This is a genomic window from Streptomyces sp. PSU-S4-23 (assembly GCF_055632315.1).
Genome location: NZ_JBVMUU010000002.1, coordinates 3,478,676 through 3,504,963, shown reverse-complemented (window position 1 = coordinate 3,504,963; position 26,288 = coordinate 3,478,676). Strand labels below are relative to the sequence as shown.

22 protein-coding genes are annotated in these 26,288 nt (G+C 71.9%); 10 read left to right on the top strand and 12 right to left on the bottom strand.

All coding sequences use genetic code 11. From position 1 onward, the window contains the following. Nucleotides 1-116: 116 nt before the first annotated feature. Genes ACZ79I_RS16070 through ACZ79I_RS16060 form a run of 3 tightly spaced genes read left to right on the top strand, consistent with a single transcriptional unit; the run spans nt 117 to nt 2,964 of the window. Complete coding sequence (locus ACZ79I_RS16070) at nt 117-1,256, top strand: 5-(carboxyamino)imidazole ribonucleotide synthase (protein WP_471498065.1); 1,140 nt, start codon at nt 117-119, stop codon at nt 1,254-1,256. Next, nucleotides 1,253-1,780 (top strand): 5-(carboxyamino)imidazole ribonucleotide mutase, encoded by a 528-nt coding sequence (gene purE, locus ACZ79I_RS16065; protein ID WP_471498064.1) that lies wholly within the window; start codon nt 1,253-1,255, stop codon nt 1,778-1,780. The genes ACZ79I_RS16070 and purE overlap by 4 nt, the downstream gene beginning before the upstream one ends. A gap of 5 nt (nt 1,781-1,785) precedes the next feature. Continuing rightward, nucleotides 1,786-2,964, top strand: coding sequence for a dipeptidase (locus ACZ79I_RS16060; RefSeq protein WP_471498062.1), 1,179 nt, complete (start codon nt 1,786-1,788; stop codon nt 2,962-2,964). Nucleotides 2,965-3,028: 64 nt separating this feature from the next. Here the strand turns inward: ACZ79I_RS16060 and ACZ79I_RS16055 are convergent, their stop codons facing one another. Beyond that, the gene (locus tag ACZ79I_RS16055; RefSeq protein WP_471498061.1) at nt 3,029-4,186 is read right to left on the bottom strand and encodes an acyl-CoA dehydrogenase; all 1,158 of its coding nucleotides are present in this window, start codon (nt 4,184-4,186) and stop codon (nt 3,029-3,031) included. Nucleotides 4,187-4,360: 174 nt separating this feature from the next. On the opposite strand from ACZ79I_RS16055, the gene ACZ79I_RS16050 reads away from it, so the two are divergent. Further along, on the top strand, nt 4,361-5,704 hold the full coding sequence (locus ACZ79I_RS16050) for a UDP-glucose dehydrogenase family protein (protein ID WP_471498060.1): 1,344 nt from the start codon (nt 4,361-4,363) through the stop codon (nt 5,702-5,704). A 116-nt stretch (nt 5,705-5,820) separates the two neighbouring features. On the opposite strand, the gene ACZ79I_RS16045 is transcribed toward ACZ79I_RS16050, so the two are convergent. Continuing rightward, a complete protein-coding gene (locus ACZ79I_RS16045; RefSeq protein ID WP_471498058.1) occupies nt 5,821-6,315 on the bottom strand; it encodes a CGNR zinc finger domain-containing protein in 495 nt (164 codons plus the stop codon). Nucleotides 6,316-6,467: 152 nt separating this feature from the next. Between ACZ79I_RS16045 and ACZ79I_RS16040 the strand changes: the two genes are divergently transcribed. Next, nucleotides 6,468-6,827: a VOC family protein gene (locus ACZ79I_RS16040; RefSeq protein ID WP_471498057.1), complete on the top strand. Its 360-nt coding sequence runs from the start codon at nt 6,468-6,470 to the stop codon at nt 6,825-6,827. A 66-nt stretch (nt 6,828-6,893) separates the two neighbouring features. Here the strand turns inward: ACZ79I_RS16040 and ACZ79I_RS16035 are convergent, their stop codons facing one another. Further along, nucleotides 6,894-8,183, bottom strand: coding sequence for an LCP family protein (locus tag ACZ79I_RS16035; RefSeq protein WP_471498056.1), 1,290 nt, complete (start codon nt 8,181-8,183; stop codon nt 6,894-6,896). 119 nt (nt 8,184-8,302) lie between these two features. On the opposite strand from ACZ79I_RS16035, the gene ACZ79I_RS16030 reads away from it, so the two are divergent. Then, on the top strand, nt 8,303-8,875 hold the full coding sequence (locus ACZ79I_RS16030) for an acyl-CoA thioesterase (RefSeq protein WP_471498054.1): 573 nt from the start codon (nt 8,303-8,305) through the stop codon (nt 8,873-8,875). Nucleotides 8,876-8,917: 42 nt separating this feature from the next. Here ACZ79I_RS16030 and ACZ79I_RS16025 read toward each other — a convergent pair whose 3' ends face one another. Continuing rightward, on the bottom strand, nt 8,918-10,381 hold the full coding sequence (locus tag ACZ79I_RS16025) for an LCP family protein (RefSeq protein WP_471498053.1): 1,464 nt from the start codon (nt 10,379-10,381) through the stop codon (nt 8,918-8,920). Between the two features lie 126 nt (nt 10,382-10,507). Between ACZ79I_RS16025 and ACZ79I_RS16020 the strand changes: the two genes are divergently transcribed. After that, nucleotides 10,508-11,551: a glycosyltransferase family 2 protein gene (locus ACZ79I_RS16020; RefSeq protein WP_471498051.1), complete on the top strand. Its 1,044-nt coding sequence runs from the start codon at nt 10,508-10,510 to the stop codon at nt 11,549-11,551. A gap of 57 nt (nt 11,552-11,608) precedes the next feature. Here ACZ79I_RS16020 and ACZ79I_RS16015 read toward each other — a convergent pair whose 3' ends face one another. The 4 genes from ACZ79I_RS16015 to ACZ79I_RS16000 form a co-directional block, all read right to left on the bottom strand. After that, nucleotides 11,609-13,303: an LCP family protein gene (locus tag ACZ79I_RS16015; RefSeq protein ID WP_471498050.1), complete on the bottom strand. Its 1,695-nt coding sequence runs from the start codon at nt 13,301-13,303 to the stop codon at nt 11,609-11,611. Nucleotides 13,304-13,478: 175 nt separating this feature from the next. Next, a complete protein-coding gene (locus tag ACZ79I_RS16010) occupies nt 13,479-15,206 on the bottom strand; it encodes an LCP family protein (protein ID WP_471498049.1) in 1,728 nt (575 codons plus the stop codon). Between the two features lie 240 nt (nt 15,207-15,446). After that, on the bottom strand, nt 15,447-16,601 hold the full coding sequence (locus tag ACZ79I_RS16005; RefSeq protein WP_471504987.1) for an LCP family protein: 1,155 nt from the start codon (nt 16,599-16,601) through the stop codon (nt 15,447-15,449). Nucleotides 16,602-17,087: 486 nt separating this feature from the next. Next, nucleotides 17,088-17,843 (bottom strand): TIGR03089 family protein, encoded by a 756-nt coding sequence (locus tag ACZ79I_RS16000; RefSeq protein WP_471498047.1) that lies wholly within the window; start codon nt 17,841-17,843, stop codon nt 17,088-17,090. 121 nt (nt 17,844-17,964) lie between these two features. On the opposite strand from ACZ79I_RS16000, the gene ACZ79I_RS15995 reads away from it, so the two are divergent. Together ACZ79I_RS15995 and manB are read left to right on the top strand one after the other, a co-directional pair. Then, complete coding sequence (locus tag ACZ79I_RS15995) at nt 17,965-19,413, top strand: peptidoglycan recognition protein family protein (RefSeq protein ID WP_471504984.1); 1,449 nt, start codon at nt 17,965-17,967, stop codon at nt 19,411-19,413. 276 nt (nt 19,414-19,689) lie between these two features. Beyond that, a complete protein-coding gene (gene manB / locus ACZ79I_RS15990; RefSeq protein WP_471498046.1) occupies nt 19,690-20,772 on the top strand; it encodes a mannose-1-phosphate guanylyltransferase in 1,083 nt (360 codons plus the stop codon). 130 nt (nt 20,773-20,902) lie between these two features. On the opposite strand, the gene ACZ79I_RS15985 is transcribed toward manB, so the two are convergent. From ACZ79I_RS15985 to ACZ79I_RS15970, 4 genes are all read right to left on the bottom strand, one after another. Continuing rightward, nucleotides 20,903-21,904, bottom strand: a complete 1,002-nt coding sequence (locus ACZ79I_RS15985) for a DNA-3-methyladenine glycosylase family protein (protein ID WP_471498044.1) — start codon at nt 21,902-21,904, stop codon at nt 20,903-20,905. 190 nt (nt 21,905-22,094) lie between these two features. Beyond that, on the bottom strand, nt 22,095-23,432 hold the full coding sequence (locus ACZ79I_RS15980; RefSeq protein WP_471498043.1) for a coenzyme F420-0:L-glutamate ligase: 1,338 nt from the start codon (nt 23,430-23,432) through the stop codon (nt 22,095-22,097). Then, nucleotides 23,429-24,412 (bottom strand): 2-phospho-L-lactate transferase, encoded by a 984-nt coding sequence (cofD, locus tag ACZ79I_RS15975; RefSeq protein WP_471498041.1) that lies wholly within the window; start codon nt 24,410-24,412, stop codon nt 23,429-23,431. Before cofD ends, ACZ79I_RS15980 begins: the two co-directional genes overlap by 4 nt. A gap of 229 nt (nt 24,413-24,641) precedes the next feature. Further along, nucleotides 24,642-25,184 carry a cysteine dioxygenase gene (locus tag ACZ79I_RS15970; RefSeq protein WP_471498040.1) on the bottom strand — a complete coding sequence of 181 codons (543 nt, stop codon included), beginning with the start codon at nt 25,182-25,184 and terminating at the stop codon, nt 24,642-24,644. A 705-nt stretch (nt 25,185-25,889) separates the two neighbouring features. Here ACZ79I_RS15970 and ACZ79I_RS15965 point away from each other — a divergent pair. After that, complete coding sequence (locus ACZ79I_RS15965) at nt 25,890-26,153, top strand: WhiB family transcriptional regulator (RefSeq protein WP_003975777.1); 264 nt, start codon at nt 25,890-25,892, stop codon at nt 26,151-26,153. Nucleotides 26,154-26,288 lie beyond the last annotated feature (135 nt).

Here is a 26,288-nt window from a genome sequence, read left to right as displayed (position 1 = left end):
TGACCGCCGCCCGTGGAGCGTTCATGAGGACGGAAAGAACGATGCCGCCGAGACGGGAGGAAGACGGCCACAGGCGTGGAAACCGGCCACCCCGGCGCGGCCGATACCCTAGGTGCGTGACGTTCCCGGTAGTCGGCATGGTCGGCGGGGGGCAGCTCGCTCGTATGACACACGAGGCGGGCATCCCGCTCGGCATCAGGTTCAAGCTTCTCAGTGACACCCCGCAGGACTCCGCGGCCCAGGTCGTCAGCGACGTCGTCGTCGGCGACTACCGCGACCTGGACACGCTGCGTGCCTTCGCGCAGGGCTGCGACGTGATCACCTTCGACCACGAGCACGTGCCCACCGAGCACCTGCGGGCCCTGGAGGCGGACGGCATCCCCGTGCGCCCCGGCCCGGACGCGCTCGTGCACGCCCAGGACAAGGGCGTGATGCGGGCCAGGCTCGATGCGATCGGGGTGCCGTGCCCGCGCCACCGGATCGTGAGCGACCCCGGGGACGTCGCCGCGTTCGCCACCGAGGGTGACGGCTTCCCGGTCGTCCTGAAGACGGTCCGCGGCGGCTACGACGGCAAGGGCGTGTGGGTCGTCGGGTCGGTCGAGGAGGCCGCCGAGCCGTTCCGCGCCGGCGTCCCGGTCATCGCCGAGGAGAAGGTCGACTTCGTGCGGGAGCTGGCCGCCAACGTCGTACGGTCCCCGCACGGCCAGGCGGTGGCCTACCCCGTGGTCGAGTCGCGGCAGGTGAACGGGGTGTGCGACACCGTCATCGCCCCGGCCCCGGACCTGGACGCGGACCTGGCGATGCGCGCCGAGCAGCTGGCCCTGACGATCGCCAAGGAGCTCGGTGTGGTCGGCCACCTCGCCGTCGAGCTGTTCCAGACCCGCGACGGACGCGTCCTCGTCAACGAGCTGGCGATGCGCCCGCACAACTCGGGCCACTGGACCCAGGACGGCGCGATCACCTCGCAGTTCGCCAACCACGTACGGGCGGTCCTCGACCTGCCGCTCGGCGACCCCCGCCCGCGGACCCCGTGGACGGTCATGGTGAACGTCCTCGGCGGCGACTACCCGGACATGTACTCCGCGTACCTGCACTGCATGGCCCGCGACCCGCGGCTGAAGATCCACATGTACGGCAAGGACGTGAAGCCCGGCCGCAAGGTCGGCCACGTCAACACCTACGGCGACGACCTCGACGACGTGCTGGAGCGCGCGCGTCACGCTGCCGGCTACCTGAGAGGCACCATCACCGAATGAGTCCCGTTGCAGGCATCGTCATGGGGTCGGACTCCGACTGGCCCGTCATGGAGGCGGCCGCCCAGGCCCTCGACGAGTTCGAGATCCCGTATGAGGTCGACGTCGTCTCCGCGCACCGCATGCCGCGCGAGATGATCGCGTACGGCGAGCAGGCCGCGGACCGCGGCCTGAAGGTGATCATCGCCGGCGCGGGCGGTGCCGCGCACCTGCCCGGCATGCTGGCCTCGGTGACCCCGCTGCCGGTGATCGGCGTCCCCGTCCCGCTGAAGTACCTGGACGGCATGGACTCGCTCCTGTCGATCGTGCAGATGCCGGCCGGGGTGCCGGTGGCCACGGTCTCGGTGGGCGGCGCCCGCAACGCCGGTCTGCTCGCGGCGCGCATCCTGGCCGCGCACGACGAGGAGCTCCTCGGCCGGATGCGGGAGTTCCAGCAGGAACTCAACGACCAGGCCACCGAGAAGGGCAAGCGTCTGCGCTCCAAGGTCGACGGATCGGCGGGCTTCGGGTTCGGCTCGGGGAAGTGACCGCGATGACCTCGCTGGACCAGGCGCGGCTGCTGCTGCGGGAGTTCCCGGTCGTCGACGGGCACAACGACCTGCCCTGGGCGCTGCGCGAGCAGGTCCGCTACGACCTCGACGCCCGCGACATCGCCACCCGTCAGAACGCGCACCTGCACACCGACCTGCCGCGGCTGCGCGAGGGCGGGGTCGGTGCGCAGTTCTGGTCCGTGTACGTGCCCTGCGACCTGCCCGATCCGGTGGCCGGGACGCTCGAACAGATCGACTGCGTGGGCCGGCTGATCGCACGGTACCCGGAGGACCTGCAACGCGCCCTGAGCGCCGCCGACATGGAGGCGGCGCGGGCGGGCGGGCGCATAGCCTCGCTGATGGGCGCCGAGGGCGGCCACTCCATCGCGAACTCCCTCGGCACGCTGCGGGGGCTGTTCGAGCTGGGCGTGCGCTACCTGACGCTCACCCACAACGACAACGTGGCGTGGGCGGACTCGGCGACCGACGAGCCGCGGGCCGGGGGCCTGACCGCCTTCGGGCGCGAGGTCGTCCGCGAGATGAACCGCCTCGGCATGCTCGTCGACCTCTCGCACGTGGCGGCGACGACGATGCGGGACGCCCTCGACACCACGGCCGCCCCGGTGATCTTCTCCCACTCCTCCTCCCGGGCGGTGTGCGACCACCCGCGCAACATCCCCGACGACGTGCTGGAGCGCCTGCCCGCGAACGGCGGTGTGGCGATGGTGACGTTCGTGCCCAAGTTCGTGCTCCAGGCCGCGGTCGAGTGGACGGCCGAGGCGGACGAGAACATGCGCGCGCACGGCTTCCACCCCCTCGACATGACGGCCGAGGCGATGAAGGAGCACCGCGCCTTCGAGGAGCGGCATCCGCGCCCGGTCGCCACGGCCGCGACGGTCGCCGACCACCTGGACCACATGCGCGAGGTCGCGGGCGTCGACCACCTGGGCATCGGCGGCGACTACGACGGCACGGCCTTCACCCCGGACGGCCTGGGCGACGTCTCCGGCTACCCGAACCTGATGGCCGAACTCCTCGACCGCGGCTGGTCGCAGGCCGATCTGGCCAAGCTGACCTGGCAGAACGCGGTACGGGTGCTGGGCGCCGCCGAGGACGTGGCCCGCGACCTCCAGGAGCAGCGGGGGCCGTCGAACGCGACGCTGGAGCAGCTGGACGGCTGACACGGAAAGGGGGCACCCCGCAGGGTGCCCCCGAGCGCCGCGCGGGGCGGCGACGTGCCGTGTCCTACGGCAGGTTGCGCGCCATCACGATCCGCTGGACCTGGTTCGTGCCCTCGTAGATCTGGGTGATCTTCGCGTCACGCATCATGCGCTCGACCGGGTAGTCGCGGGTGTAGCCGTAGCCGCCGAGCAGCTGGACGGCGTCCGTGGTGACCTCCATCGCCACGTCCGACGCGAAGCACTTGGCCGCGGCGCCCTGGAAGGTCAGGTCGGCGTCGCCCCGCTCGGACTTGGCGGCCGCCGCGTACGTCAGCTGCCGGGCCGCCTCGATCTTCATGGCCATGTCGGCGAGCATGAACTGGATGCCCTGGAAGTCGCCGATCGGCTTGCCGAACTGCTTGCGCTCCCGGACGTAGTTCTTGGCGTAGTCGAACGCGCCCTGGGCGACGCCTAGGGCCTGGGCGGCGATGGTGATGCGGGTGTGGTCGAGGGTCGCCATCGCCGTGGCGAAGCCGGTGCCCTCCTCGCCGATCATGCGGTCGGCCGGGATGCGCACGTTGTCGAAGTAGACCTCGCGGGTGGGGGAGCCCTTGATGCCGAGCTTCTTCTCCGGGGCGCCGAAGGAGAGGCCCTCGTCCGACTTCTCGACGACGAACGCGGATATGCCCTTGGAGCGCTTCTCGGGGTCGGTCACCGCCATGACCGTGTAGTACTCGGAGACGCCCGCGTTGGTGATCCAGCGCTTCACGCCGTTGAGGACCCAGTGGTCGCCGTCGCGTACCGCCCGCGTCTTCATCCCGGCCGCGTCGGAGCCCGCCTCCGGCTCCGAGAGGCAGTACGAGAACATCGCGTCGCCCTTGGCCAGCGGGCCCAGGTACTTCTTCTTCAGCTCCTCGGAGCCGGAGAGCATCACGGGCAGCGACCCGAGCTTGTTCACCGCGGGGATCAGGGAGGAGGACACGCACACGCGCGCCACCTCCTCGATCACGATGACCGTGGCGAGCGCGTCGGCGCCCGCGCCGCCGTACTCCTCGGGCACGTGGACCGCGTGCAGGTCGCTGGCGACGAGGGCGTCGAGCGCTTCCTGCGGGAACCGTGCCTCCTCGTCCACCGCGGCGGCGTGCGGCGCGATCTTCGCCTCTGCCAGCGAGCGGATGGCGTCGCGGAGCATGTCGTGCTCCTCGGACGGGCGGTACAGGTCGAAGTCAGCCGATCCGGCCAAGGTCTCTCACGCTCCAAAGACACAGTGGTGCCGACGCTAATTACCGTTAAGTAACCCAAATTTTAGGGGTACGCCCACGCGAGTGATACGTGAGCTTGGCGACAGCGGGAAACGTGCCCGCCGAAGCACCCGGCTATGCTCGGCTCGGATTCGCCGCATATCTCTGGAGCACCCATGAGCCTCAAGATCACCGTGATCGGCACCGGCTATCTCGGCGCGACACACGCCGCGGCCATGGCCGAGCTGGGGTTCGAGGTGCTGGGGCTCGACGTCGTTCCCGAGAAGATCGAGATGCTGCAGCGGGGCGAGGTCCCGATGTACGAACCCGGCCTCGGGGAACTGCTGCGCAAGCACGTCACGGGGATCGAGGGATCCACCGGGCGGCTGCGCTTCACCATGGACTGGGCCGAGGTGGCGGACTTCGGCGACATCCACTTCGTGTGCGTCAACACCCCGCAGAAGCACGGCGAGTACGCGTGCGACATGTCGTACGTCGACGCCGCGATCGCGTCCCTGGCGCCGCATCTGCGCGCTCCCGCCCTGGTCGTCGGCAAGTCGACGGTGCCCGTCGGCTCCGCGGACCGCCTGGCCGCCTACCTCGCCGCGCACGCGCCCGCCGGCGAGGACGCCGAACTGGCCTGGAACCCCGAGTTCCTGCGCGAGGGCTTCGCCGTGCAGGACACGCTGCACCCCGACCGGATCGTGGTCGGCGTGCGCAGCGAGCGGGCCGAGAAGCTGCTGCGCGAGGTGTACACGACCCCGGTCGCCGAGGGTTCGCCCTTCATCGTCACCGACTTCCCGACCGCCGAGCTGGTGAAGGTCTCGGCGAACTCCTTCCTCGCCACCAAGATCTCCTTCATCAACGCGATGGCGGAGGTGTGCGAGGCCGCGGGCGCCGACGTGGGCCTCCTGGCGGAGGCCATCGGCCACGACGACCGGATCGGCAAGAAGTTCCTGCGGGCCGGCATCGGGTTCGGCGGCGGGTGCCTGCCCAAGGACATCCGCGCCTTCATGGCGCGCGCGGGCGAGCTGGGCGCCGACCAGGCGCTGACCTTCCTGCGCGAGATCGACTCCATCAACATGCGCCGGCGCGGCCAGATGGTCGAGATGGCGCGCGAGGCGCTGGGCGGCGGCTCGTTCCTCGGCAAGCGGGTCGCGGTGCTCGGCGCGACGTTCAAGCCCGACTCCGACGACGTACGCGACTCGCCCGCGCTGAACGTCGCCGGGCAGATCCACCTCCAGGGCGGCCAGGTCACGGTCTACGACCCCAAGGGCATGGACAACGCCCGGCGGGTCTTCCCGACGCTCGGGTACGCCCGCTCGGCCGCGGAAGCGGTCCGCGGCGCCGATGCCGTGCTGCACCTCACCGAGTGGCGTGAGTTCCGCGAGCTGGACCCGGCGGTGCTGGGCAGGGCGGTCGGCTCCCGTGTGATCCTCGACGGCCGCAACGCGCTCGACCCGGAGCTGTGGCGCCGGGCCGGGTGGACGTACCGGGCGATGGGCCGGCCCACCGCGTAGCAGGACGGGTGACGCCGGTCCGGCCGAGGCTCAGTCGGCCGGACCGGCGTCTTGCTGCATTCTGCACCACCGCGGTCGCCCTTGGCCGGGGAGTGCCCAACTACGCGGTCGCCGGCCTACTTGGCGCGGTAGCGGCGCATCTTCGCGCGTGCCCCGCACACCGACATCGAGCACCACCGCCGCTTCCCGGCCGGACTGCGGTCGTAGTACGCCCAGTGGCACTCGGGCAGTTCGCAGGCCTTGAGACGCAGCCAGGTGCCCGCGGTCAGGGCCTCGGCGACGGCCGCCGCGACCCGGGAGCGCAGGGGGCCCCCGTCGGCGGGCGCCAGGACCGCCGAGCCGTCGTGTTCGTCGACGGTCACCAGCAGCGGCGCCCGGGCGAGCAGCCGGCCCAGGGGTGTCACCTCGCGGTGCGGCGCGTGGCCCGCGTGGGCGAGGCAGACGGCGCGCAGTGACTCCCGCAGCTCGCGCACCTCGGCCAGGTCGCGCTCCGCGACGCCGAACTCGGCGCGTCCCTCGGGGGTGTCCAGGCGGTCCGCGCCCGACTCCAGGTCGAGGGTGTTGACCAGGGCCTCCACCAGGGCGAGGCCACCGGGGGCTCTGTCACTCATGTCTGCGACCTCATGCCCGTGACGTTACCTCTCGGATTTCCCCTTGCGACGTTACCTCTTATGCGGAAGCATGCGGTAACGGTTACCCGTTGGCCGCTGCTACAGGTAACGCGGATTCGCAGACGGATCCGCAGACACACGAGGAGGAAGTCATGGCTCTCGCCAAGCTGGGCGCCGTCGTCCTGGACTGCCCCGACCCGCGCGCGCTCGCGGGCTTCTACGCCGAACTGCTCGGTGGCACCGTGGAGGGGGACGGTGACTGGGCCGACCTGAAGGTGCCCGGCGGCGGGTCGCTGTCCTTCCAGGCCGCGCCCGGGTACGTACCGCCGAAGTGGCCGGCCCCGGACGCCTCGCAGCAGTTGCACCTGGACCTCGCGGTCAGCGACCTGGAGGCGGCCGAGGAGGGCGTCCTCGCGCTCGGCGCCAGGCCGCTGGACACGGAGGACCACTCGCGCACCTGGCGTGTGTACGCGGACCCGGCGGGGCACCCCTTCTGCCTCTGCGCCTGCTGACCCGCATGTGAAGGGCCCCGCCGAAGCAGTTCGGCGGGGCCCTCCACGGTGAGGCGGGCGCGGGGATCAGTTGCCCGGCACCGTCACCTTCTCGTCGTTCTTCAGCTCGTTCACCAGCGTCTTGACCTTGGCCTTGTCCCACACCAGGTTGCCGCCGGCCGAGCCGGAGATCGGCATGTTCATCGACGTTCCGTCGCCGCCGGACACGCCCTTCATCGACCAGAACATGTCGGCCAGGTCCCACAGGCTCATGTCCTTGTCGACCGTCAGCGCGTCCAGGCCCGCGCCCATCGTCGGGTAGAGCCTGAAGGGGTTGAGGACCGTCGACGGGGTCGCCACCTGGTGGGCCAGCGCCGACAGGAACTTCTGCTGGTTCTTCGTACGCTGCAGGTCGCTCGTGGCGAAGGCGTGCCGGGTGCGGACGAAGGCCAGGGCCTGCTCGCCGTTCAGCGTCTGCTTGCCCGCCTGGAAGTCGGCGCCCGAGTACTTGTCCTTGAAGCCCTTGTCGATCGTGATCTCGACACCGCCGACCGCGTCCACGATCTTCGCGAAGCCGCCGAAGCCGATCTCCGCGTAGTGGTCGATGTGCAGCCCGGTGTTGAACTCGACCGTACGTACCAGAAGTTCGGGGCCGTCCGTCGCGTACGCCGCGTTCAGCTTCGTGTGGCGGCCGGTGCCCTGGTAGAGCTTGCCGGACTCGGAGCCCTTGAAGGTCGGGATCTCCACGTCCGAGTCACGGGGCAGGGAGATCAGCGTCGAGCCGTTGTCACCGGTGTGCAGGATCATCATCGTGTCCGTGCGCTTGCCCTCGGCGGACCCGGTGTGCAACTTCTTCTTGTCCTCTGCGGACATGCCCGCGCGGCTGTCGGACCCGACGATCAGGTAGTTCGTGCCCTTGCCGGACGCGGGCCGGTCGATCACCTTGGACAGGTCGACATCGCGGTGGAGCTTGGAGTCGGCCCAGAAGTACGTGGCCACCGAGGTCACCACCAGCGCGGTGACCAGCGTGATCGCGGTCCACTTGATCCGCCGGCGCCAGTTCGGCTGCGGCCGGTAGCGCTCCAGCTCAGGGTCCGGATCGTTGTCGTTGGGTATGAAGCCCCCGCCGCGCCGGCCGCCGCCGTAGACCTGGCCCGTGTTGTAGCCGCTGTCGTAGGCGTCGTACCCCTGGTCGCCGTACGCAGGCTGCTGCGGCACCCCGCCGTACTGCGGCGCGCCCTGAGGGCCGCCGGGCCCGCCCGGCCCGCGCCGGACCTGACGCATCACGCGGGCGCCCTCGGGCCGCGCACTCGTGCTGCCGCGTCCGTAGCTGTTGCCGCGGCTGTCGTTGGACGATCCCTCGGGCCACTCGTTCATGGGCCCCAGTGTGCCGGGTGGGGCCGTGTGCCTTACAAGGGCCGGTGAAGAACGGGGTCAGTGCTGTTGCCAAGCTGACACAAAGTCTCCCGATGACGGCCCGGCATAAGGTGGACGTCATGACAGACCAGGCCCCTGCCCCGGACATCGCATTTCCGGGCGAAACCACGGGTGATCTCCCCGGGAAGCCCACCGCGGCGTCCCGGACCACCCTCAGCCACATCATGAGCCACAACGACACCAACCTGCTGGGCACGGTGCACGGTGGCGTGATCATGAAACTCGTCGACGACGCGGCGGGGGCCGTGGCCGGCCGGCACTCCGGCGGCCCGGCCGTGACCGCCTCCATGGACGAGATGGCGTTCCTGGAACCGGTCAGAGTCGGCGACCTCGTCCATGTGAAGGCCCAGGTCAACTGGACCGGACGCACCTCGATGGAGATCGGCGTCCGCGTCCTGGCCGAACGCTGGAACGAGTCGGCGCCACCCACCCAGGTCGGCTCGGCGTACCTGGTCTTCGCGGCGGTCGACGCCGACGGAAAGCCCCGGCGGGTGCCGCCGGTCATACCCGAGACGGAGCGCGACAAGCGCCGCTACCAGGAGGCCCAGATCCGCCGCACCCACCGGCTCGCCCGGCGCCGCGCGATCATGGAGCTGCGGGAGAGGCGGACGGCGGAGGGCCGCGAGGACTGAGCCGGGACCGAGGCGCCGAGGGCACCGTGGCGGGCCCTGGCCCTACGGGCACACCACCTGGTCCCCGGTCACCACCTCCTGCGGGCCCTTCGGGTCCGCCGCCCTCACCGGCCGCACCTCCTTGAAGTCCGCGCCCGCGATCACCTTCAGCGTCGGCCCCTGGCCCGGTGCCGGGCGCAGTTCGCTGCCCGGCAGGGCCGCGGCGAGAGCCTTCGCCGAACGGTCCCAGCGCGGGTCGTAGACGACGACCGTGCGCCGCACCGCCCGGTTCGCCGCGTTCCCCGGCTGCCGGGTCGTCCGGAATCCGGTGGCCGCGAGCGCGTCGTCCATGCGCTTGCCGAGCCCCTCCGTGACTGTCCCGTTCTCGACCCGCACCCGGATCTGCTGCGGGGGCACCTCCACCCGCGTCGCCGCCGGGCCCCTCTTCTCCGGGTGGGGCGGGGTGAGCGGCCTGTCGTCGCGCAGCGCCTGGAACAGCGCACCGGCCTTCGCGTCGTCCCACCTCACGGTCGAGCCGAGGTCGTCGCCCCGGTAGCCCATCTGCGCGATCGGCACGGTGGTGAACTCCGAGGAGCGCGGCGAGAAGTTCCGCATCGCCCGGCCCAGGTCGAGCAGCTCGTTCGTGCCGAAGCCCCGGTCCGCCCGCACCGAGCCCAGCACGGCCCGTGTCGCGTCCCGGAACCTGATCGGGTTCAGCAGCATGCCCGAGGACGTCGCCCGGTCGATGAGCGCCGCCAGGAACCTCTGCTGCCGCTGCATCCGGCCCAGGTCGGAGGCCCCGTCGACATGCCGGGACCGCACGTACTGCAGTGCCTGCCCGCCCTTGAGCACATGCGTGCCCGCGGGCAGGTCGAGCCCGGTGTACGGGTCCTTCATCGGCTGCGGGGTGCACACCCGGACGCCGCCGAGGACGTCCACCGTCTTCATGAAACTGACGAAGTCGACCTCCAGATAGTGGTCGATCTTGAGGTGGGTCATGTTCTCGATCGTGCGCACCGTCAGGTTCGGGCCGCCCTCCGCGTACGCGGCGTTCAGCTTGATCGGATGGGCGCCGTGCCGCTGCCCGGTGGTCAGGTCCGTGTGCGCCGGGGCCTGCGCGTACGAGTCGCGCGGCAGGCTCACGACGGTGGCCCGGTCCCGGTGCGCCGAGATGTGCACGATCATGACCGTGTCGGTGCAGTGGCAGGCCGTGCCGCCGAGGCGGTACGCCCGCCGCTGCGCGTCCGCGATCCTGTCACGGCCGTCGGTGCCGACCAGCAGGATGTTCATGCCGTGGCCGGCCGCGGGGCGGTTCTTCATGTCCTTGAAGGGATCGACCCGGGCGATGCCCTCGTCGAGGCTGGTGATCACGGCATGCCCGATGCCGGCCGACGCGAGGACGGCCACGGAGAGCGTGGTGACCGCCCGAACGGCCCAGCCGGGCCTCTTCCGCGGGACACGCGGCGGCCGCCCGGGGGAGCGGCGGACCGGCGGACGGCGCGCGGGCGAGCGGGTCGGTGCGGGCACGGGGGACACCTCCGCGGGGCTGGGCGTGGGATCCGTGAGCACCGTAGGCCCATACGATCTGCGGCTCGGGGCGGCGCCCGGGCGGCGCGCACCGGTGTCCCCCGTTCGCGGTAACGTGAGGCCCCTATGAACGCGAAGCCCGACGTGCAGCTCCCCGCCGTGTCCGTGATCATGCCCGTCCTCAACGAGGAGCGGCACCTGCGCGGAGCCGTCCAAGCGATCCTCGCCCAGGAGTACGGCGGCGAGATGGAGGTCGTGATCGCCCTCGGCCCGTCCACGGACCGCACGGACGAGATCGCCGCGGAACTGGTCCGCGAGACGGCATCCGACCACCGCGTGCGCGTGCACACCGTCCCGAACCCGACCGGCCGCACGCCCGCCGCGCTCAACGCCGCCATCAAGGCGTCCCGCCACCCGGTCGTGGTCCGCGTCGACGGCCACGGCATGCTCTCGCCGAACTACATCGCGACCGCCGTACGCCTCCTGGAGGAGACCGGCGCGCAGAACGTCGGCGGCATCATGCACGCCGAGGGCGAGAACGACTGGGAGCACGCGGTCGCCGCCGCCATGACCTCGAAGATAGGCGTCGGGAACGCCGCCTTCCACACGGGCGGTGGGGCCGGCCCGGCGGAGACCGTCTATCTCGGTGTCTTCCGGCGCGAGGCCCTGGAGCAGCAGGGCGGCTACAACGAGGAGTTCATCCGCGCCCAGGACTGGGAGCTCAACTTCCGCATCCGCGAGGCGGGCGGCCTCATCTGGTTCTCGCCGGAGCTGAGGGTGTCGTACCGCCCCCGCCCCTCGGTGCGCGCGCTCGCCAAGCAGTACAAGGACTACGGGCGTTGGCGGCACGTCGTGGCCCGCTTCCACGAGGGCTCCATCAACCTGCGCTATCTCGCCCCGCCGGCCGCCGTCTGCGCGATCGCCGCGGGCATCGTGGCGGGCGCCGCGCTGACCCCGTGGGGCTTCGTGGTCCCCGGCGGCTATCTCGCGGCGATCGTCCTCGGCTCCGTCCCCGCGGGCAGGGGCCTGCCGCTGACGGCGCGGCTGCAGATCCCCGTCGCCCTCGCCACCATGCACATGTCGTGGGGCTGGGGGTTCCTGACCAGCCCGAGGGCACTGGCGAAGAAGGTCATCGCGTCGCGGCGGCCGGCGGTCGTCGTCTCCGGCTGACGGTCCCCGTGCCCGGTCGGGGCCCCTCCGTGGCGGGCAGGGCCCCGAGACGAGCGGTCACCAGGTGTAGTTCGGGTCCACCGTCATGCACTTCTTCGTCGCCCCGTTGAGCGCGTCCGCGGACGACGGCGTCGTGTTGTCCTCCGCGGGTGCCTTGTAGACCGTGCCCGACCGCCAGTCGGCGCCCACGACGAGGGTGACCCCGGAGACGTCCGTCGACTTCTTCACCGAACCCACCGGGATGCCCAGGGCCTTGGCGACCCGCTGGGCGTCGCCCTTCAGGTCGGCGCTGGGGTAGCGGACCACCGTCCTGTCCTCGGCCAGCACCGCCGAGGAGTCGGTCCTGGCCTGCGTGAAACCCTTGCCGACGAGGAACTGGGCCACCGTGCCCGCCCGTCCGCTCACCGGTCCCAGCGTGGACGTCCGGGTGCCGTTCTGCACCTGCACCGCGATCTTGTCGTCGGTGTCCGTGGGCGCCACCGTTGTCTCGGCCGCGGGCTTCTTCTTCTCGCCCTTGCCGTCCAGCGGGATGTCCTCGCGCACCAGACGGAACAACTGCTCCGCGTCGACCGGCTTGGGCCGCACCCGGGCGCCGGAGTACACGTACGGCATCGTCGTCATCGTGATGCGGTCGGCGGGCACCTTCTTCAGCTCGCCGCTCAGGTCGTAGAGCTTGGCGACCGTGCCGAGCCCCTTGTCCACGGTGAGCGCCCTGGTGGCCGTCTCCGCGAGCTTGCGCAGCTTGTCCGGGTTGCTCAGGGTGGCGTTGGCGCGCAACTCGCGGACCAGCGCGCCCATGTACTGGTGCTGCGCCTTGGTCCGGGCGATGTCGCTGCCGTCCTCGAACCCATAGCGGGTGCGCAGCCACTGCAGGGCCTGCGTGCCCTTGACGTAGGTGGTGCCCGCCTTCAGCTTCAGGCCCGAGCCGTGGCCGGAGGCGGTGTGGGAGTAGATGTTCTTGTCCACGCACACCGGCACGCCGCCGATCGCGTCGGCCATCGACACCACGCCCGCGAAGTCGACCATGATGAAGTGGTCGATGTGGATGTCGGTGAGCTTCTCCCAGGTGGCGACCGTGCAGCCGGGGCCGCCGCGGCCCAGCGAGTCGTTCGTCATCGCCAGCGTCGAGGACGGGTAGACGCGCCCGGTCTTCGGGTCGGTGCACTTGGGGATCTGCAGCAGGGTGTCGCGCGGCATGCTGACCACCGACATGTTGGTGCGGTCCGCCGAGACGTGCAGCAGCATCTGGACGTCGGCGCGGGGCGGAGCCCCGAACGTGTCCCTCGCGCCGCCGAGCTTCTGGTTCTCCGCGGAGTCACGCGCGTCCGACCCGAGGAGGAGGATGTTCAGGGGGGTCTGGCCCGCGGCGTTCGGCTTCGACATGGCCGCACGGTCCTTCTCGTCCCCGATGTTGAGGTCGTCCTTCTTCAGGTTGTCGTTCAGATGCTGGTAGTAGAGATATCCGGCACCGGCGGTGCCGAGTATCACGACCGCCAGAACCGTCGCCGACCAGCGCAGGACACGGCGTCTGCGGCGCGGGGGTTCGCCGTCGCGCCGGCCTTGACCGTGCGGCGCGGACGGTGGACCGTCGCCGCCCTGAACGGCGTCGCCGCCGCGCTCGTACAGACTGTCGTCCCAGCCCAGCTCACCGGCGTCCCGGTCACGTGGTCGCGCCCCCTTTCGACGCACACTGCTCTGCACCAAGTCCCTGCCCTCCCCACCCTGCGCCCGACACACGCCGGTCCGTCCCATGGCTCCGGAGTCCGCCAGGATGCGCTCTTCCGGAACATTTGCCGTACGGTGAGACGCCCGTGGCACCCCAACGGATGTGCTGCGCGTCCCCTTCCCGACACGGCGCGCCCGCCGGGTCGCACACCCGCCGGGCGCGTCCGCGTCCAGTAAGACGCGTAAACCGGTCGTCAGGTCATCACGTCGAGCACACTTGCTTGTCCGCGGTGGCCTTCTGGATGTTCTCCGGCGCCTTGGCAGGCGCGCTCAAAGAGACCCCGGCCCCCTTGAAGTCCTGGCCGAGGGTCAGCACGATCGCAGGCAGACCCTGGGCGTTCTTCTCGCTCTTGCCCGGCTTCATCGCCGATGCGGGCAACCCCATGATGTCCGCCAGTTTGCGTGCCTGGTCGGCCTGGTCCGGAGAGTACTCGAGGGTCGTACGGGCGAGGGTTGCGGTCGCGTTACCGAGTTGGCTGGACTTGAGAACTCCCTCATTGTTCTGCAGCCAGTTAAGAGTTTCCTGTGCGCTGCCGGACGGCGCGCCGCCGTTGTAGATGTCGACACGGACGTCGGAGGCCGCCGAGCGGGATCCCTTGAGCCGGGCCGCCACTGCGGCGTTCTCCTGCTTCTTCTTCTGCTTGACCTCGGTCAGCGAGACGTCTTCGTTGATCATCTGGAAGAGCTGCCTGGCAGACGGCTCCCTGAGGACGACCGTCGCCTTGATCTTCTCGGCGGGGTTGTCGTCCACCGGCACCGTGGCGAAGGTGATGTTCTTCGGCGGCACCTTCTTCAGCTCCAGGGCGACGTCCTTGAGCGTGCTCACCTTGCCGATGCCGGTGTCGACGGTGAGCGCCTTGGTGGCGGCCTCCGCCAGGTCCAGCAGCTTGCCGGGGTCCGTGAGTGTGTCGCTGGAGGTCATCTTGCGGGCCAGCGCGCCGAGGAACTGCTGTTGCACCTTGATCCGGTCCAGGTCGCCCTGGTTGCCGAAGCTGTGCCGGGTGCGCACGAACGCGAGGGCCTGCTCGCCCTCGATCGTGGACTCGCCCTTGGGCAGCTTGAGGTGCGACTCCTTGTCGTTGATCGGCTTGCCTACGCAGACGTCGACGCCGCCCACCGCCGTGGTCAGCGTCTTCACCGCGTTGAAGTCGGCCATCATGAAGTGGTCGGGAGTGATGCCGGTGACCGCCTTGACCGTGCGCATCGTGCAGCCGGGGTCGCGGCCGTCCTGGCCGAGACTCGTGTTGAAGCGGACGTTCTGCGTACCGGGAATGACCTTGGTGGTGCCGTCGGGCTGCTTTGTCGGGCAGTCGGGGACGTCGACGATCAGGTCGCGCGGGATGCTCAGCGCGGTCGCGTTCGTCCGGTCCTTGGACACGTGCAGCAGGACGTTGGTGTCGGCATGCCCCACGCTGCCCTTGTCACCGTAGCCGGAGTTGCCCTTGCCGGTGCGCTTGTCGGTACCGATGATCAGGATGTTGAAGGCCTCGTCCTTGCTGAAGCCCTTCTTCGCGGCGTCGCCGACGTCCGTCGTGGTGACGTTGCCCTCGAGGTGCTTGAGGTACAGATAACCGGCGCCCGTGACGGCGACCAGGATGAGCGCCATGCTGCCGCCGCTCCACAGCAGGATCTTCTTCCCCCTGCCCTGCTTGGACTTGGTGCGGCCCCGGCGCCGCCCGGGCGGCTCGTCCGGTGCTCCCCGGCGGCGGCGCTGACCCGGCAGGGCGTCGGGCTCCGGCCCTCGGGGGGCGGGAGTCGTGCGCGTGCGGCCCCGCGCCTCCCCGGCGGGCGCCCCGCGCCGCGGTCTGGGCACGGTCGACTGCGGAGCGGAAGGGCTCAGTCGCAGTTCGTATTCGCCGGTGTTCGGGTTGAGTACCCACTGGTCTGCGGGGTCGATGTTGTCCGCCCGCCCACGGCCTTGCGCGTCCACGGTTGTCCGAATCCTCCGTCGGGGCCACGCGGCGCCTTCCCCCTTGAGGCGCTCGGGTCTCTTCGCCCAGTGCGCGAACCCAGGTCGGACCTCGTGGGCGTAGCACCGGACCGCTCACACTATCCGCCCAGTTCGGCGTCAAGCGACGGCGGTGACAAATTCCACTCCCCTACAACTGGGCAATCCGCCCCATTTCTCAGAGACTTCTTAGCTCCGCAGTCCCCCCGCTTGGTGTGTGCTTTACCCGCAGGCGTCTTGTGCGGCCGTGTTTCCGCGGAATGTGGGCGTGGGTTCGGGAGTGGGGGTCCGCTTTCCGCTCGACATTCCGTCGTCGCGCGACTCCCCACGGTCACCGTAACCGGGCGGCGCGGACGCCGCGGCGCTCGATTGTGCGGCTGAAATGTCCGGGAGCTGCTTCGCGACCTCCACCGGCCGGTCCGCGCGCAGCCGCGCGAAGAGTCTTCCCGCCGCGGGTTGTACGAGTTGGTCGCGATTCACGTCGGACGGGTACGAGGCGCGCGGCACCGTGAGGAACTGCACCCGTTCCGGAGGAAGCGTCCGCAGCCCGCGCACGAGGTCGTAGAGCCCGCGCAGGTTCGCCAGGTCCGGGTCCGTGGTGAGGGACGAGGTGGCGGCGTCCAGCACCGGGTACAGCTTCGCCGGATTCAGCAGGACGCCGTCGCTGCGCACCTTGCCGAGGAGTGCGCCGAGGAAGCGCTGCTGGCGTTCCATGCGGTCCGTGTCGCTGCCGTCGCCGAGGCTCTTGCGGGCGCGTACGTAGCCGAGCGCCTGCTCGCCGTCGAGCGTCACCTTGCCCGCCGGGAGCTTCACCCGGGCGTCCTTGTCGTCGATCGGCTCCTTCAGGCACACCTGGACGCCGTCGACCGCGTCGACCATCTCCTGGAAACCGTGGAAGTCGACCACCACGTGATGGTCGATGCGGATGTTCGTCAGTTTCTCGACGGTGCGGATCGTGCACGCCGAGCCGCCGCCGGCGAAGGCGTAGTTGAACATCGTGAACACCGGCGCGGTGCGGCTGCCGTCCGGTCTGCGGCAGCTCGGCACGTCGACCATGAGGTCGCGGGGAAGGGAGACGGCGGTGGCACTGCGCCGGTCGGCGGCGAGATGCAGCAGGATCACGGTGTCGGACCGCCCGGCCCCGGAGACCCGCCCGTAGCGGCCGTTGCCGTCGCCCGCGCGTGAGTCGGACCCGATGAGCAGGATGTTCTGGGCGCCGCGGACCAGCGCCGTGGGCCGCTCCTTCTCGTACCGGGCGAGCTCGGAGGCGGCGTCGTTGTCCGCGGTGATGTTCGAGTCGAGCTTCTCGTACGCGGCCCACCCGGCGCCGGCGGCCCCGAGCGCGAGCAGGGCGAGCCCGAGCGCGGAGCGGCGCATCCAGCGCCGGCGCCGGCGGCGTATGAGGCCGGGGCCGGCGGGTGTGGCGCCGAGGGACGGGCCGAGGGAGGGGCCGAGGAGGCGCGGGGTGCCCGCTCCTGGCCGCCGTGGGGCGCCTTGGGTAGTCACTGCCGGGTCCACCCCCTTGTGGCGTACGAGCGTGTCGTGCTCTTACGACCATGACCCGGGGCGGGGCTGAGGGCGGCCGGTGTTAGCCCGAATGGGGGGTGGGGAACTGCGCGGCCGCGCGCCGCGCGCCGCGCGCCGGCCAGTGGCCTGGCGGCGGATGCGGCGGCGGATGCGGCGGTCTGGGGCCGTGGGCCGTGGGCCGTGGGTCGTGGGCCCGTGCCCTCGTGCCCCCGTACGCCCTGTATGCACGCCCGCCGCGCCCGCTGTAACCGCCCCGGCCGCGGCGCACGGTGTGCGGCCGCGCCCCGGCCCGGTGGCGGAAGGCCCCCGCCGCCTGGCGCGGCCCCCGGCGGCGTCTCACCGCGCGGTGGTGGTCACCCTCTCGTCCTCGATCCGCTTGGCCAGCGCATCCTCGCCGAGCCGTTCCAGATGGCGGCAGAGCACCACCGACCCTCCCGTGGCCAACGGTGCGTACAGCCCGGCGCTCAGGCCCTCCCAGGTGTCGTACGGCAGTCCGGACAGCAGCCGGGAGCCGGGCCCCGTCAGGCCGAGCGCGGGGGCGTCCGCACGGGCCCGCTCCACCACCTCCGCGCCGGTGTGCTCCGCCCCGGCGACGATGAGCGCCGGCTCCTCCGGGTCGACGGGCGCGAAGGGCTGGAAGCGGTCGCCCTGGCCCGGCACCTCGACGGCGTAGTCGACGAAGCCGGCCGGGGGCTGCGGGAAGCGGCCGCCGAGCGGGCGCAGGGCGAGGGCGACGCGCTCCCCGGAGCAGGCGCGCGCCGCGTCCAGCGTGTCGGGCCCGGTGACCACGACGTCGGCGGCGCCAGCGTCGCCGCCGACGTCCGCGACGGCACCCACGGACGCGCAGGCGAGCAGCCACACCGCCGTCTGCCAGTGCGCGGGCAGCAGCAGTGCGACCCGGTCGCCGGGCCCGGCGGCGAGGTCGCCCTGCAGGAGGTTGGCCGTCTTGGCCACCCAATTGGCGAAGGTGGCCGTGGAGAGTTCGACGCGTTCGCCCGTGGCGTCGTCGTAGAAGGTCACCAGCGGGCGCGCGGGGTCCGCGGCGAGTGCGGATCGCAGCAGGTCGGCAGGGGTACGGTCGGTGGCGTTCACGCGCGCAAGCGTACGCGGGGGCGGCCCGCCGGACGGTCCGGCGGGTGTGTGACGGGTGTGTGCAGGGCCACCGGTTCGGCCGACGGCCCGTCAAGTCCCGGATGGACATATATGTATGGCTATGTCCAAGATCGTGGCCATGCGTGGATACCTAGCTTCCTTGATCGGTGTCTCCTGTGCGGCGGTCCTGACCGTGCCGCCCGCCTCCCCGGCCATGGCGGCCGGGCCGGGCGCCGAGCCGGGCGTTCCGGGCAGCACCCAGTCCCTCTCCCTCGTACCCCTCACCGGCCCTCGTGGCGGCGGCGCGGTGACCGAACGGGGGCTGACCCCCCAGGCCGTACGGTCCTTCTCGCTTGTCGGCGTCGTCTGGGACGACCCCAGAACCGAACTGCACGGCCGCGTCCAGATCCGTACCCGGGCCAGCGGCACGGACCGGTGGTCCGACTGGCAGGAGGTCGAGACGCACAACGCGGACCACGGCCCCGACCCGGCCACCGGCGAGGCCGGTTCGAGCCGGGTGCGCGGATCGACGGCACCCCTGTGGGTCGGCGACTCGGACGGCATCGAGGTTCGGGTACGCGCCGAGGAGGACGAGTCCGGCGGGACGCGCGGCCCGGGGCTTCCCGGCGGTCTCCGGGTCGAACTCGTCGACCCCGGCGCGGAGCCGGCTCGCACCGCCCCCGCACACGGCGCGCAGGGCGCGGGCTCGGCGGGGGCGCCGGGCGCGGAAGCATCGGCCGGCGGTTCGGGCGCGGAAGCATCGGCCGGCGGTTCGGGCGCGGAAGCATCCGCCACCGGTTCGGATGCGGAAGCATCGGCCGGCGGTTCGGGCGCGGCCTCCACCGCGTCGGAGGCGTCCGCCGCCAACGCCGGCCTCGCACCCCTGGGGGCCGCGGAGATCCCGGCGCTCACCCGGGACGCGACGAAGAAGGACCTGGAGGCGCGCCAGGTCAGCACGGGCCCCTACATCGGCCCGCGCCCGCGCATCGTCACACGCGGCGGCTGGGGGGCCGACGAGAGCCTGCGGGAAGCGGGCTTCGTCTACACGAGCACCGTGAAGGTGGCCTTCGTGCACCACACGGCCTCGGGCAACAACTACACCTGCTCCCAGGCGCCTTCGCTCATCCGCAGTATCTACCGCTACCACGTCGTGAGCAGCGGCTGGCGGGACATCGGCTACAACTTCCTCATCGACAAGTGCGGAAACATCTACGAGGGGCGCGCGGGGGGCGTGGAGAAGCCCGTCATGGGCGCGCACACCCTCGGATTCAACAGCAACAGCACGGGGATCGCGGTGCTCGGCACCTATACCGGCAGCAACCCGCCCGCCGCCGCGGTCACCGGCCTCTCCAAGCTCACCGCCTGGAAACTCGGTCTCTCCAGCATGGATCCGCGTGCCGCCACACACCTGGTCTCCGGCGGTGGCAATCTCTACACAAAGGGCGAGAACGTACGACTGAATGTGATCTCCGGCCATCGCGACGGGTTCGCCACGGAGTGCCCGGGAAGGCTGCTCTACGGCAAACTCGGCACGGCCCGTACCACCGCGGCCGCCTACCAGGGTCGCTGAGGACGGGGCCGGCGCGCGACGTCGCACGCACCGCCCGCACACCGTCGTACGGTGACCGGCACCACACCGAACGACGGCCCGCAAGACGCCGTACGAGTTCATCCGCACGAAGGTGTGCGGGGGCTTGCCCCCACAGCCGTCGAAGGACACCCCACTGTCGTCGAAGGCACCTCTAACGGTCCTCACAACGCCTTGAGCGGTCCTCGCAACACGGTCTGCATACACTGGCCGGCCGACGGACAGTCGGCCGGTCCCGGCAGGAAGCAGAGACGACAGGTGACAGAAGCGATCCTCCTGGTCGGCGGCAAAGGCACCCGGCTGCGCCCGCTCACGGTGCGCACTCCGAAGCCGATGGTCCCGGCGGCCGGGGTCCCCTTCCTCACGCACCAGTTGGCGCGGGCGAAGGCGGCGGGCGTGGAGCACATCGTGCTCGCCACCTCCTATCTGGCCGAGGTCTTCGAGCCCTACTTCGGCGACGGCTCGGCCCTCGGCCTGCGACTGGAGTACGTCACGGAGGAGGAACCGCTCGGCACGGGCGGCGCCATCCGCAACGTGGCGAGCCGCCTCCACTCCGGCCCCGACGACCCGGTCCTCGTCTTCAACGGGGACATCCTCACGGGCCTGGACATCCGGGCCCTGGTCCGCACCCATCGGACGACGGGCGCGGACGTGTCCCTCCACCTGACGACGGTGACGGACCCGAGGGCGTACGGGCTGGTCCCCACCGACGGGACGGGCCGGGTGACGGCCTTCCTGGAGAAACCGCAGACCCCCGAGGAGATCGTCACCGACCAGATCAACGCGGGGGCGTACGTCTTCCGCCGCTCGGTGATCGACGCGATCCCCGCGGGCCGCCCGGTCTCCGTCGAACGGGAGACCTTCCCGCAGCTCCTGACGGCCGGGGCCCATCTGCAGGGGATGGTCGACTCCACGTACTGGCTGGACCTGGGCACTCCCGCGGCCTTCGTGCGCGGCTCGGCGGACCTCGTCCTGGGCCGCGCCCCGTCCCCCGCGGTGCCCGGCCGCTGCGGCGACCGCCTGGTCCTGCCGACGGCGTCGGTCGCCACGGACGCCAAGCTGACCGGCGGCACGGTGGTCGGCGAGGGGGCGTTCGTGGGGGAGGGCGCCCGGATCTCCGGCAGCACGCTGCTGTCCGGCGCGGTCGTGGAACCGGGCGCCGTGATCACGGACTCCCTGATCGGCGCCCGCTCCCGCATCGGCGAACGCTCGATCCTCACGGGCGCGGTCATCGGCGACGGCGCGGTGGTCGGCGCGGACAACGAACTCCGCGACGGAGTACGGGTCTGGTGCGACGCCAGGATCCCGGCGGGCGCGGTGCGCTTCTCGTCGGACCAGTGAGGCCGCACCGGAACCCGGGCACGTCCGGCCGCCCCGCCCGGTGAGGGCGCGGCCGGCCGGGCCGGCAGGGGGGGCCGGGGCGCGGCTGCGGCCCCCCTGCCGACGGGCCCGCCGGCTCCCGACCGGCCCGCTAGAGCCGTCCGATGTCCCCCCGCCGCATCCGCGGGGCGCGCCGCGGCGGCGTGCATCCGCTCAGCAGGATCAACCGCGCCGCCCGGTGCCGCTGCCCCGCATAGGGCTCGAGCAGCGACAGCATCATGGCGTCGTCCGCGTTCCGGTCCCCGGCCAGCGCGTAACCCACGATGCCCGGCAGATGCAGATCCCCCACGGTCACCGAGTCCGCCGCCCCGTGACTGCGCTGCACGGTCTCCGCGGAGGTCCACGGCCCGATCCCCGGCACCACTTCCAGCCGCGCCTGTGCCTCGGCCGGTTCCATCCCCACCGCCTGCTCCAGCCGCGCGGCCACCCGCACCGCCCGCAGGATCGTCGACGCCCGCTTGTTGTCGACCCCGGCCCGGTGCCACTCCCAGGACGGGATCAGCGCCCATGTCCTCGGTGCCGGCATGACATGCATCCGCCCCGGCGCGGGACCCGGCGCGGGCTCTCCGTACTTCCGGACGAGCAGCCGCCACGCCCGGTACGCCTCGTCCGTGGTGACCTTCTGCTCCAGGACCGACGGGATCAGCGACTCCAGCACCAGCCCCGTCCGTGTCAGCCGCAGACCCGGGCGCCGGTGCCGCGCCAGCGCGACCAGCCGGTGCCGCGGCTGGAACGCGTCCGGATCGTCCGCCGCGCCGAGCATCCCGGGCAGGTGGTCCAGCAGCCACTGCGCCCCGGGCCCCCATGCCTCGGCCTCGACGGCCCCGCCCCGCAGCGCGACCCGCAGGGTGCCCGGTCCCACGGGCGTCCGGCTGGCCCGCCACACCGAGCCGTCCGGCGTCGCCCGGAACGTCGGATCCGCGGGCCCCCGCCGCAGCGGACCGAGCACCAGTCCGAGATCCAGCGGCCCGGGCGGGGTCCACGTCCGCCGCCGTCCCGGCGCCGCGGCCGGCCGCGGCACCCCCGCGGGCACGGCGGCATGCCCGCCGCGCACGGTCGTACGGGTGGGGCGAGGGGCGAATCGTCCGGCCATGGGGTCCTGGGGGCTGCTGCGAGGGATGCCGCTGGGGAGGTCTGCCAGGCGCCGGCGCCGCTTCCACGGATCCGGGGCGCCTACGAGGGTAGAGGGCGCGCACGACGGGCACGGGCGGGACCCGTACCCCGCGAGCGGTGTGACCGCGGCCCGGGGGCCGCGCCGGGCGCGCCCGTACCCGCGAGCGCGCTCACCTCACCTCGATGAACGCCTCCGCGTCCCGCTCCGGCCGCGGCTTCGGCTCCTCGGCCGGATGTCCCACCGCCACGGCCCCCATCGGCTCCCAGTTCCCCGGCAGTCCCAGCACCTCGCGTACGACGTCCCGGCAGAACATCGTCGACGACACCCATGCCGAGCCCAGCCGCTCCCCGGCGAGCGCGACCAGCAGGTTCTGCACGCCCGCCCCGGCGGCGACCACGAACATCTCCCGCTCCGCCGCGTCCCGCCGTATGTCGCCGTAGGTGTGGGACCCGTCCATGACCATGCACGGCACGACGAGGTACGGCGCGTTGCGCAGCACGTCCCCGCGCCGGACGCGTTTCGCGATCGACTCCTCGCTCTTGCCGTCCCGCCGCAGATCGGCGATCCAGGCGTCCCGCATCGAGTCCAGCAGCCGTGTGCGCGACGCGCCGGACTCCAGGAGCACGAACCGCCACGGTGTCGTGTGGTGCGGCGCCGGCGCGGTCACCGCGGCGGCCACCGCGCGGCGCACGGCACCGGGGTCGACGGGCTCGTCGGTGAACGACCGGACCGTACGCCGCTGGGTCACCGCCTCCCGAACCGCCTCGGAGGTGCCCAGCCGGAACATGTCGTCACGCGCATCGCGCACCATCGCCCGCGCCCCCTCGCCGTCGTCCTCGTCCACCACGTGCGGCAGCCCTCGCACGACGGCGACGGGCAGCCCGGCGGCCTTGCCCTTGACCAGATCCCCCGCGGCGGCCAACTCGTCGGCGGTGGCGACGACGGTCGCGCTCAGCGGGTTGCCGTGCGCGTCCGCGCCGCCGCGCAGGTCGTCGAGGACCCGTACGCCCGCGGCACCGATGGCGACATCGGTGAGCCCGGTGCGCCACGGCCGCCCGGAGGTGTCCGTGACGATCACGCCGACGACGACACCGAGCGCGTCCCGCAGCCCGTCCCGCACGGCCCGGGCCGACGCGTCGGGGTCCTCGGGCAGCAACAGCACGGTCCCCGCCGGGGTGTTGGAGGCGTCGACCCCGCCGGCGGCCATGACCAGCCCCTGCCGGTTCTCAACGATCCTGAGCGGTCCCCGCCGGGCCACGACCCGCACGGTCTCGGCGTCGATGGCGGCCTCCCGGTCGTCCGCCCGGACCACGCGCCCCTCCGCCTTGGACACGATCTTCGAGGTGACCAGCAGCACGTCCCCGTCGACGAGCCCGGGGTCGCACGCCGCGATCAGCTTGGCGAGGTCGTCGCCGGGGCGGACCTCGGGAAGACCGGGCAGGGCCCAGACCCGGTAACCGGGAGGGACCGCGGCGCCTGCCGGTCCCTCGGGGGGCAGCCCGTTCAAGAGGTCCGCACCTCCTCCGCCAGTGCCAGCGCCTCGCCGGCCATCCGGGCCGTGGCCTCCAGGTCGGTCATCATCAGCGGCACCGCGCGGCACCGGATGCCCGCGGCCTCCACGCGCTCCACGGCGGCCGCGTCCACCGTGTCGACGAGCCAGCCGTCCAGCAGCCCCGAGCCGTAGTGCTCGGCCACCGCCGCGGCCGTCGACTCGACGCCGATGGCCGCGAGCACCTTGTCGGCCATGCCCCGCACCGGCGCGTCACCGATGATCGGGGACAGGCCCACCACCGGCACCCCGGCGTCCGCGATGGCCTCGCGGATGCCAGGCACCGCGAGGATGGTGCCGATGGACACCACCGGGTTGGACGGCGGGAAGAGCACGACGTCCGCCTCGGCGATGGCCTCCAGGACGCCCGGCGCCGGCTTCGCCTGCTCGGCGCCGACCGGCACGATCGCCTCGGCGGGGACGGAGGCCCTCAGCCGCACCCAGTACTCCTGGAAGTGGATCGCCTTGCGCTCGCCGGGGCCCGTGGCGGAGTCGCCGTCCGGCAGGGTAACGGCGACATGCGTCTCGACGCGGTCGTCCGACATGGGGATGAGCCGCACGCCCGGCTTCCAGCGGTCGCACAGCGCCTCGGTGACCGCGCTGAGCGGATAGCCCGCGCTCATCATCTGCGTCCGCACGATGTGCGTGGCGAAGTCGCGGTCACCGAGCCCGAACCACTCGGGTCCGACGCCGTACGCCGCGAGTTCCTCCTTGAGGTGGAAGGTCTCGTCGGCGCGGCCCCAGCCCTGTTCCTCGTTGATGCCGCCGCCGAGCGTGTACATCACCGTGTCGAGGTCCGGGCACACCTTCAGCCCGAAGAGGTGGATGTCGTCGCCGGTGTTGCCGATGACCGTGATGTCCGCGTCGGGCACGGCCCGCTTCAGACCCCGCAGAAACCGGGCACCGCCGATACCGCCTGCCAGAACCACAATGCGCATGGGAGCCAGTCTTGCAGGCGGATACGACAACGCGGGACCAAGTTGTGCGCGACCGCGGTCCTCCGCTCCCGCCCCGTGCGCGCCGCGCGCCACCGTGTCCGTGCCCGCTCCGGGCGCCACCGTGCTGCCCGTACCCATGCCCGTACCCATCCGCAGCCCATGCCCGTGCCGCCGTGCCCGTGCCCGTGCCCGTGCCCGTGCCGTGCGCCACCGGGGGCGCGGCCGCCGCTCAGGCCGTGACCGGGTTCGCCGTGCCGGGCTCCGCCGCGCAGGTGCCGACGGCGCTCCCCCCGGCCGAGCGGAGGCGGGACGCGGGGAGCATCGGCATCTCCGTCAGGCCCGGGTAGTAGACGTGCAGGCTGACCGCCGGCTCCAGTGAGTCGTTCACCACTTCGTGTACGTACCCCGGTGCGAACACCCGCTGCGCCCCCGTGCGCAGTGCGCGGGTACCGCGCTCCGTGCGCTCGGTGAGTGCGCCGTGCAGGACGGTCAGGACGCCGGACGAGCGCCCGTGGTCGTGCGGCCCGCTCCCCTGCCCGGGCACCCAGGACAGCAGCCACACCTCGTAGCCGGGGCCGGTGCGCAGCCGGTGGTACCAGCGGGACGTCGCGTCGTACCGCACGAGGTGCGCCCACTGGGAGCGGTCGGCGGCGACGGAGCGGGCGAGACCCGCGAACTCGGCCACCGTGGCGGGGTGCTCGCGCGGCGGCTGGAGCAGATGCGGTACTTCGAGGATGTCGCCGGCGATCTGGAGGTCGCTGTCGCTGTTCATGGGGTGCGGGGTTCCTCGGCGGGGAGTGCGGCGGGCGGCTGGACGTCGCGCGTCGTCCGCCCGGGTCACGGGCGTGGCGCGGGCCCCGGCAGGGGCGGAGGGAACAACAGCCGAGTCGCGTGGACTCGAAGGCGGCCGGAGCGGGGGCGCGGGGCTCAACAGCCGGAACGGCAACAGCTACAGCGAGCACGGGCAGCACCGTGGGACCCGGTGGAGCGGGTCGAGGTGAGTGCCGGGTTCGCGAGCATGCCCACTAGGACATCCGCTGACACCTCGGCCTGTCAACTCGGCGTCCGGGAAGTGGGAGCCGGTTCACCCCATCCGGTTCATCCGGGGGGCGAAAGGTTTGTCCTGTCGGTCGGGGGGACACATGGCGCACAACCAGGCGCACGGACCCCGTTGCGATCTCGTGATCCGAATGTGATCCCGTTCGCTTCGCCGCTCGTGCCGGAACGAGATCGATTCCGCGGGCGTCCTTCCCTGTGAGTCGTCGGAGACCCGCCGGGACCCGTGCTGCGTGTCAGGGTTTATGTCGATTTGAACACTTTCCGCATAGCCTTGGTTCCGCAGAGTGAATAAGGGGCCCAATAGCAGATCTCGGCTTGACTGGCCCGGATCGGCACACTTGTAATTTCACTCGTGTCGTTCAGCCGGATTCGGTAACGGCTACATCACGGGGACGCGAAAGACAGACGAGGGGCGCACATGACCGAGCTGGTGCAGCAACTGCTGGTCGACGACGCGGACGAGGAACTCGGCTGGCAGGAGCGCGCGCTGTGCGCCCAGACCGACCCCGAGTCCTTCTTCCCCGAGAAGGGCGGCTCCACCCGCGAGGCCAAGAAGGTCTGCCTCGCCTGCGAGGTCCGCTCGGAGTGCCTCGAATACGCACTCGCCAACGACGAGCGGTTCGGCATCTGGGGCGGCCTGTCCGAGCGCGAGCGCCGCCGGCTCAAGAAGGCCGCCGTCTGACGCCCCGCTGTCCGGAAAAGGCATCTGGATGTCGTGAAGCAGGCGCACGCATGCGCGGTGGCCGGCCCGGCCGGCAAGCGATGAAAAGGCACACACCCTTACGTAACGAACGGCCCGGCGCAGGTGGTCTGTCCA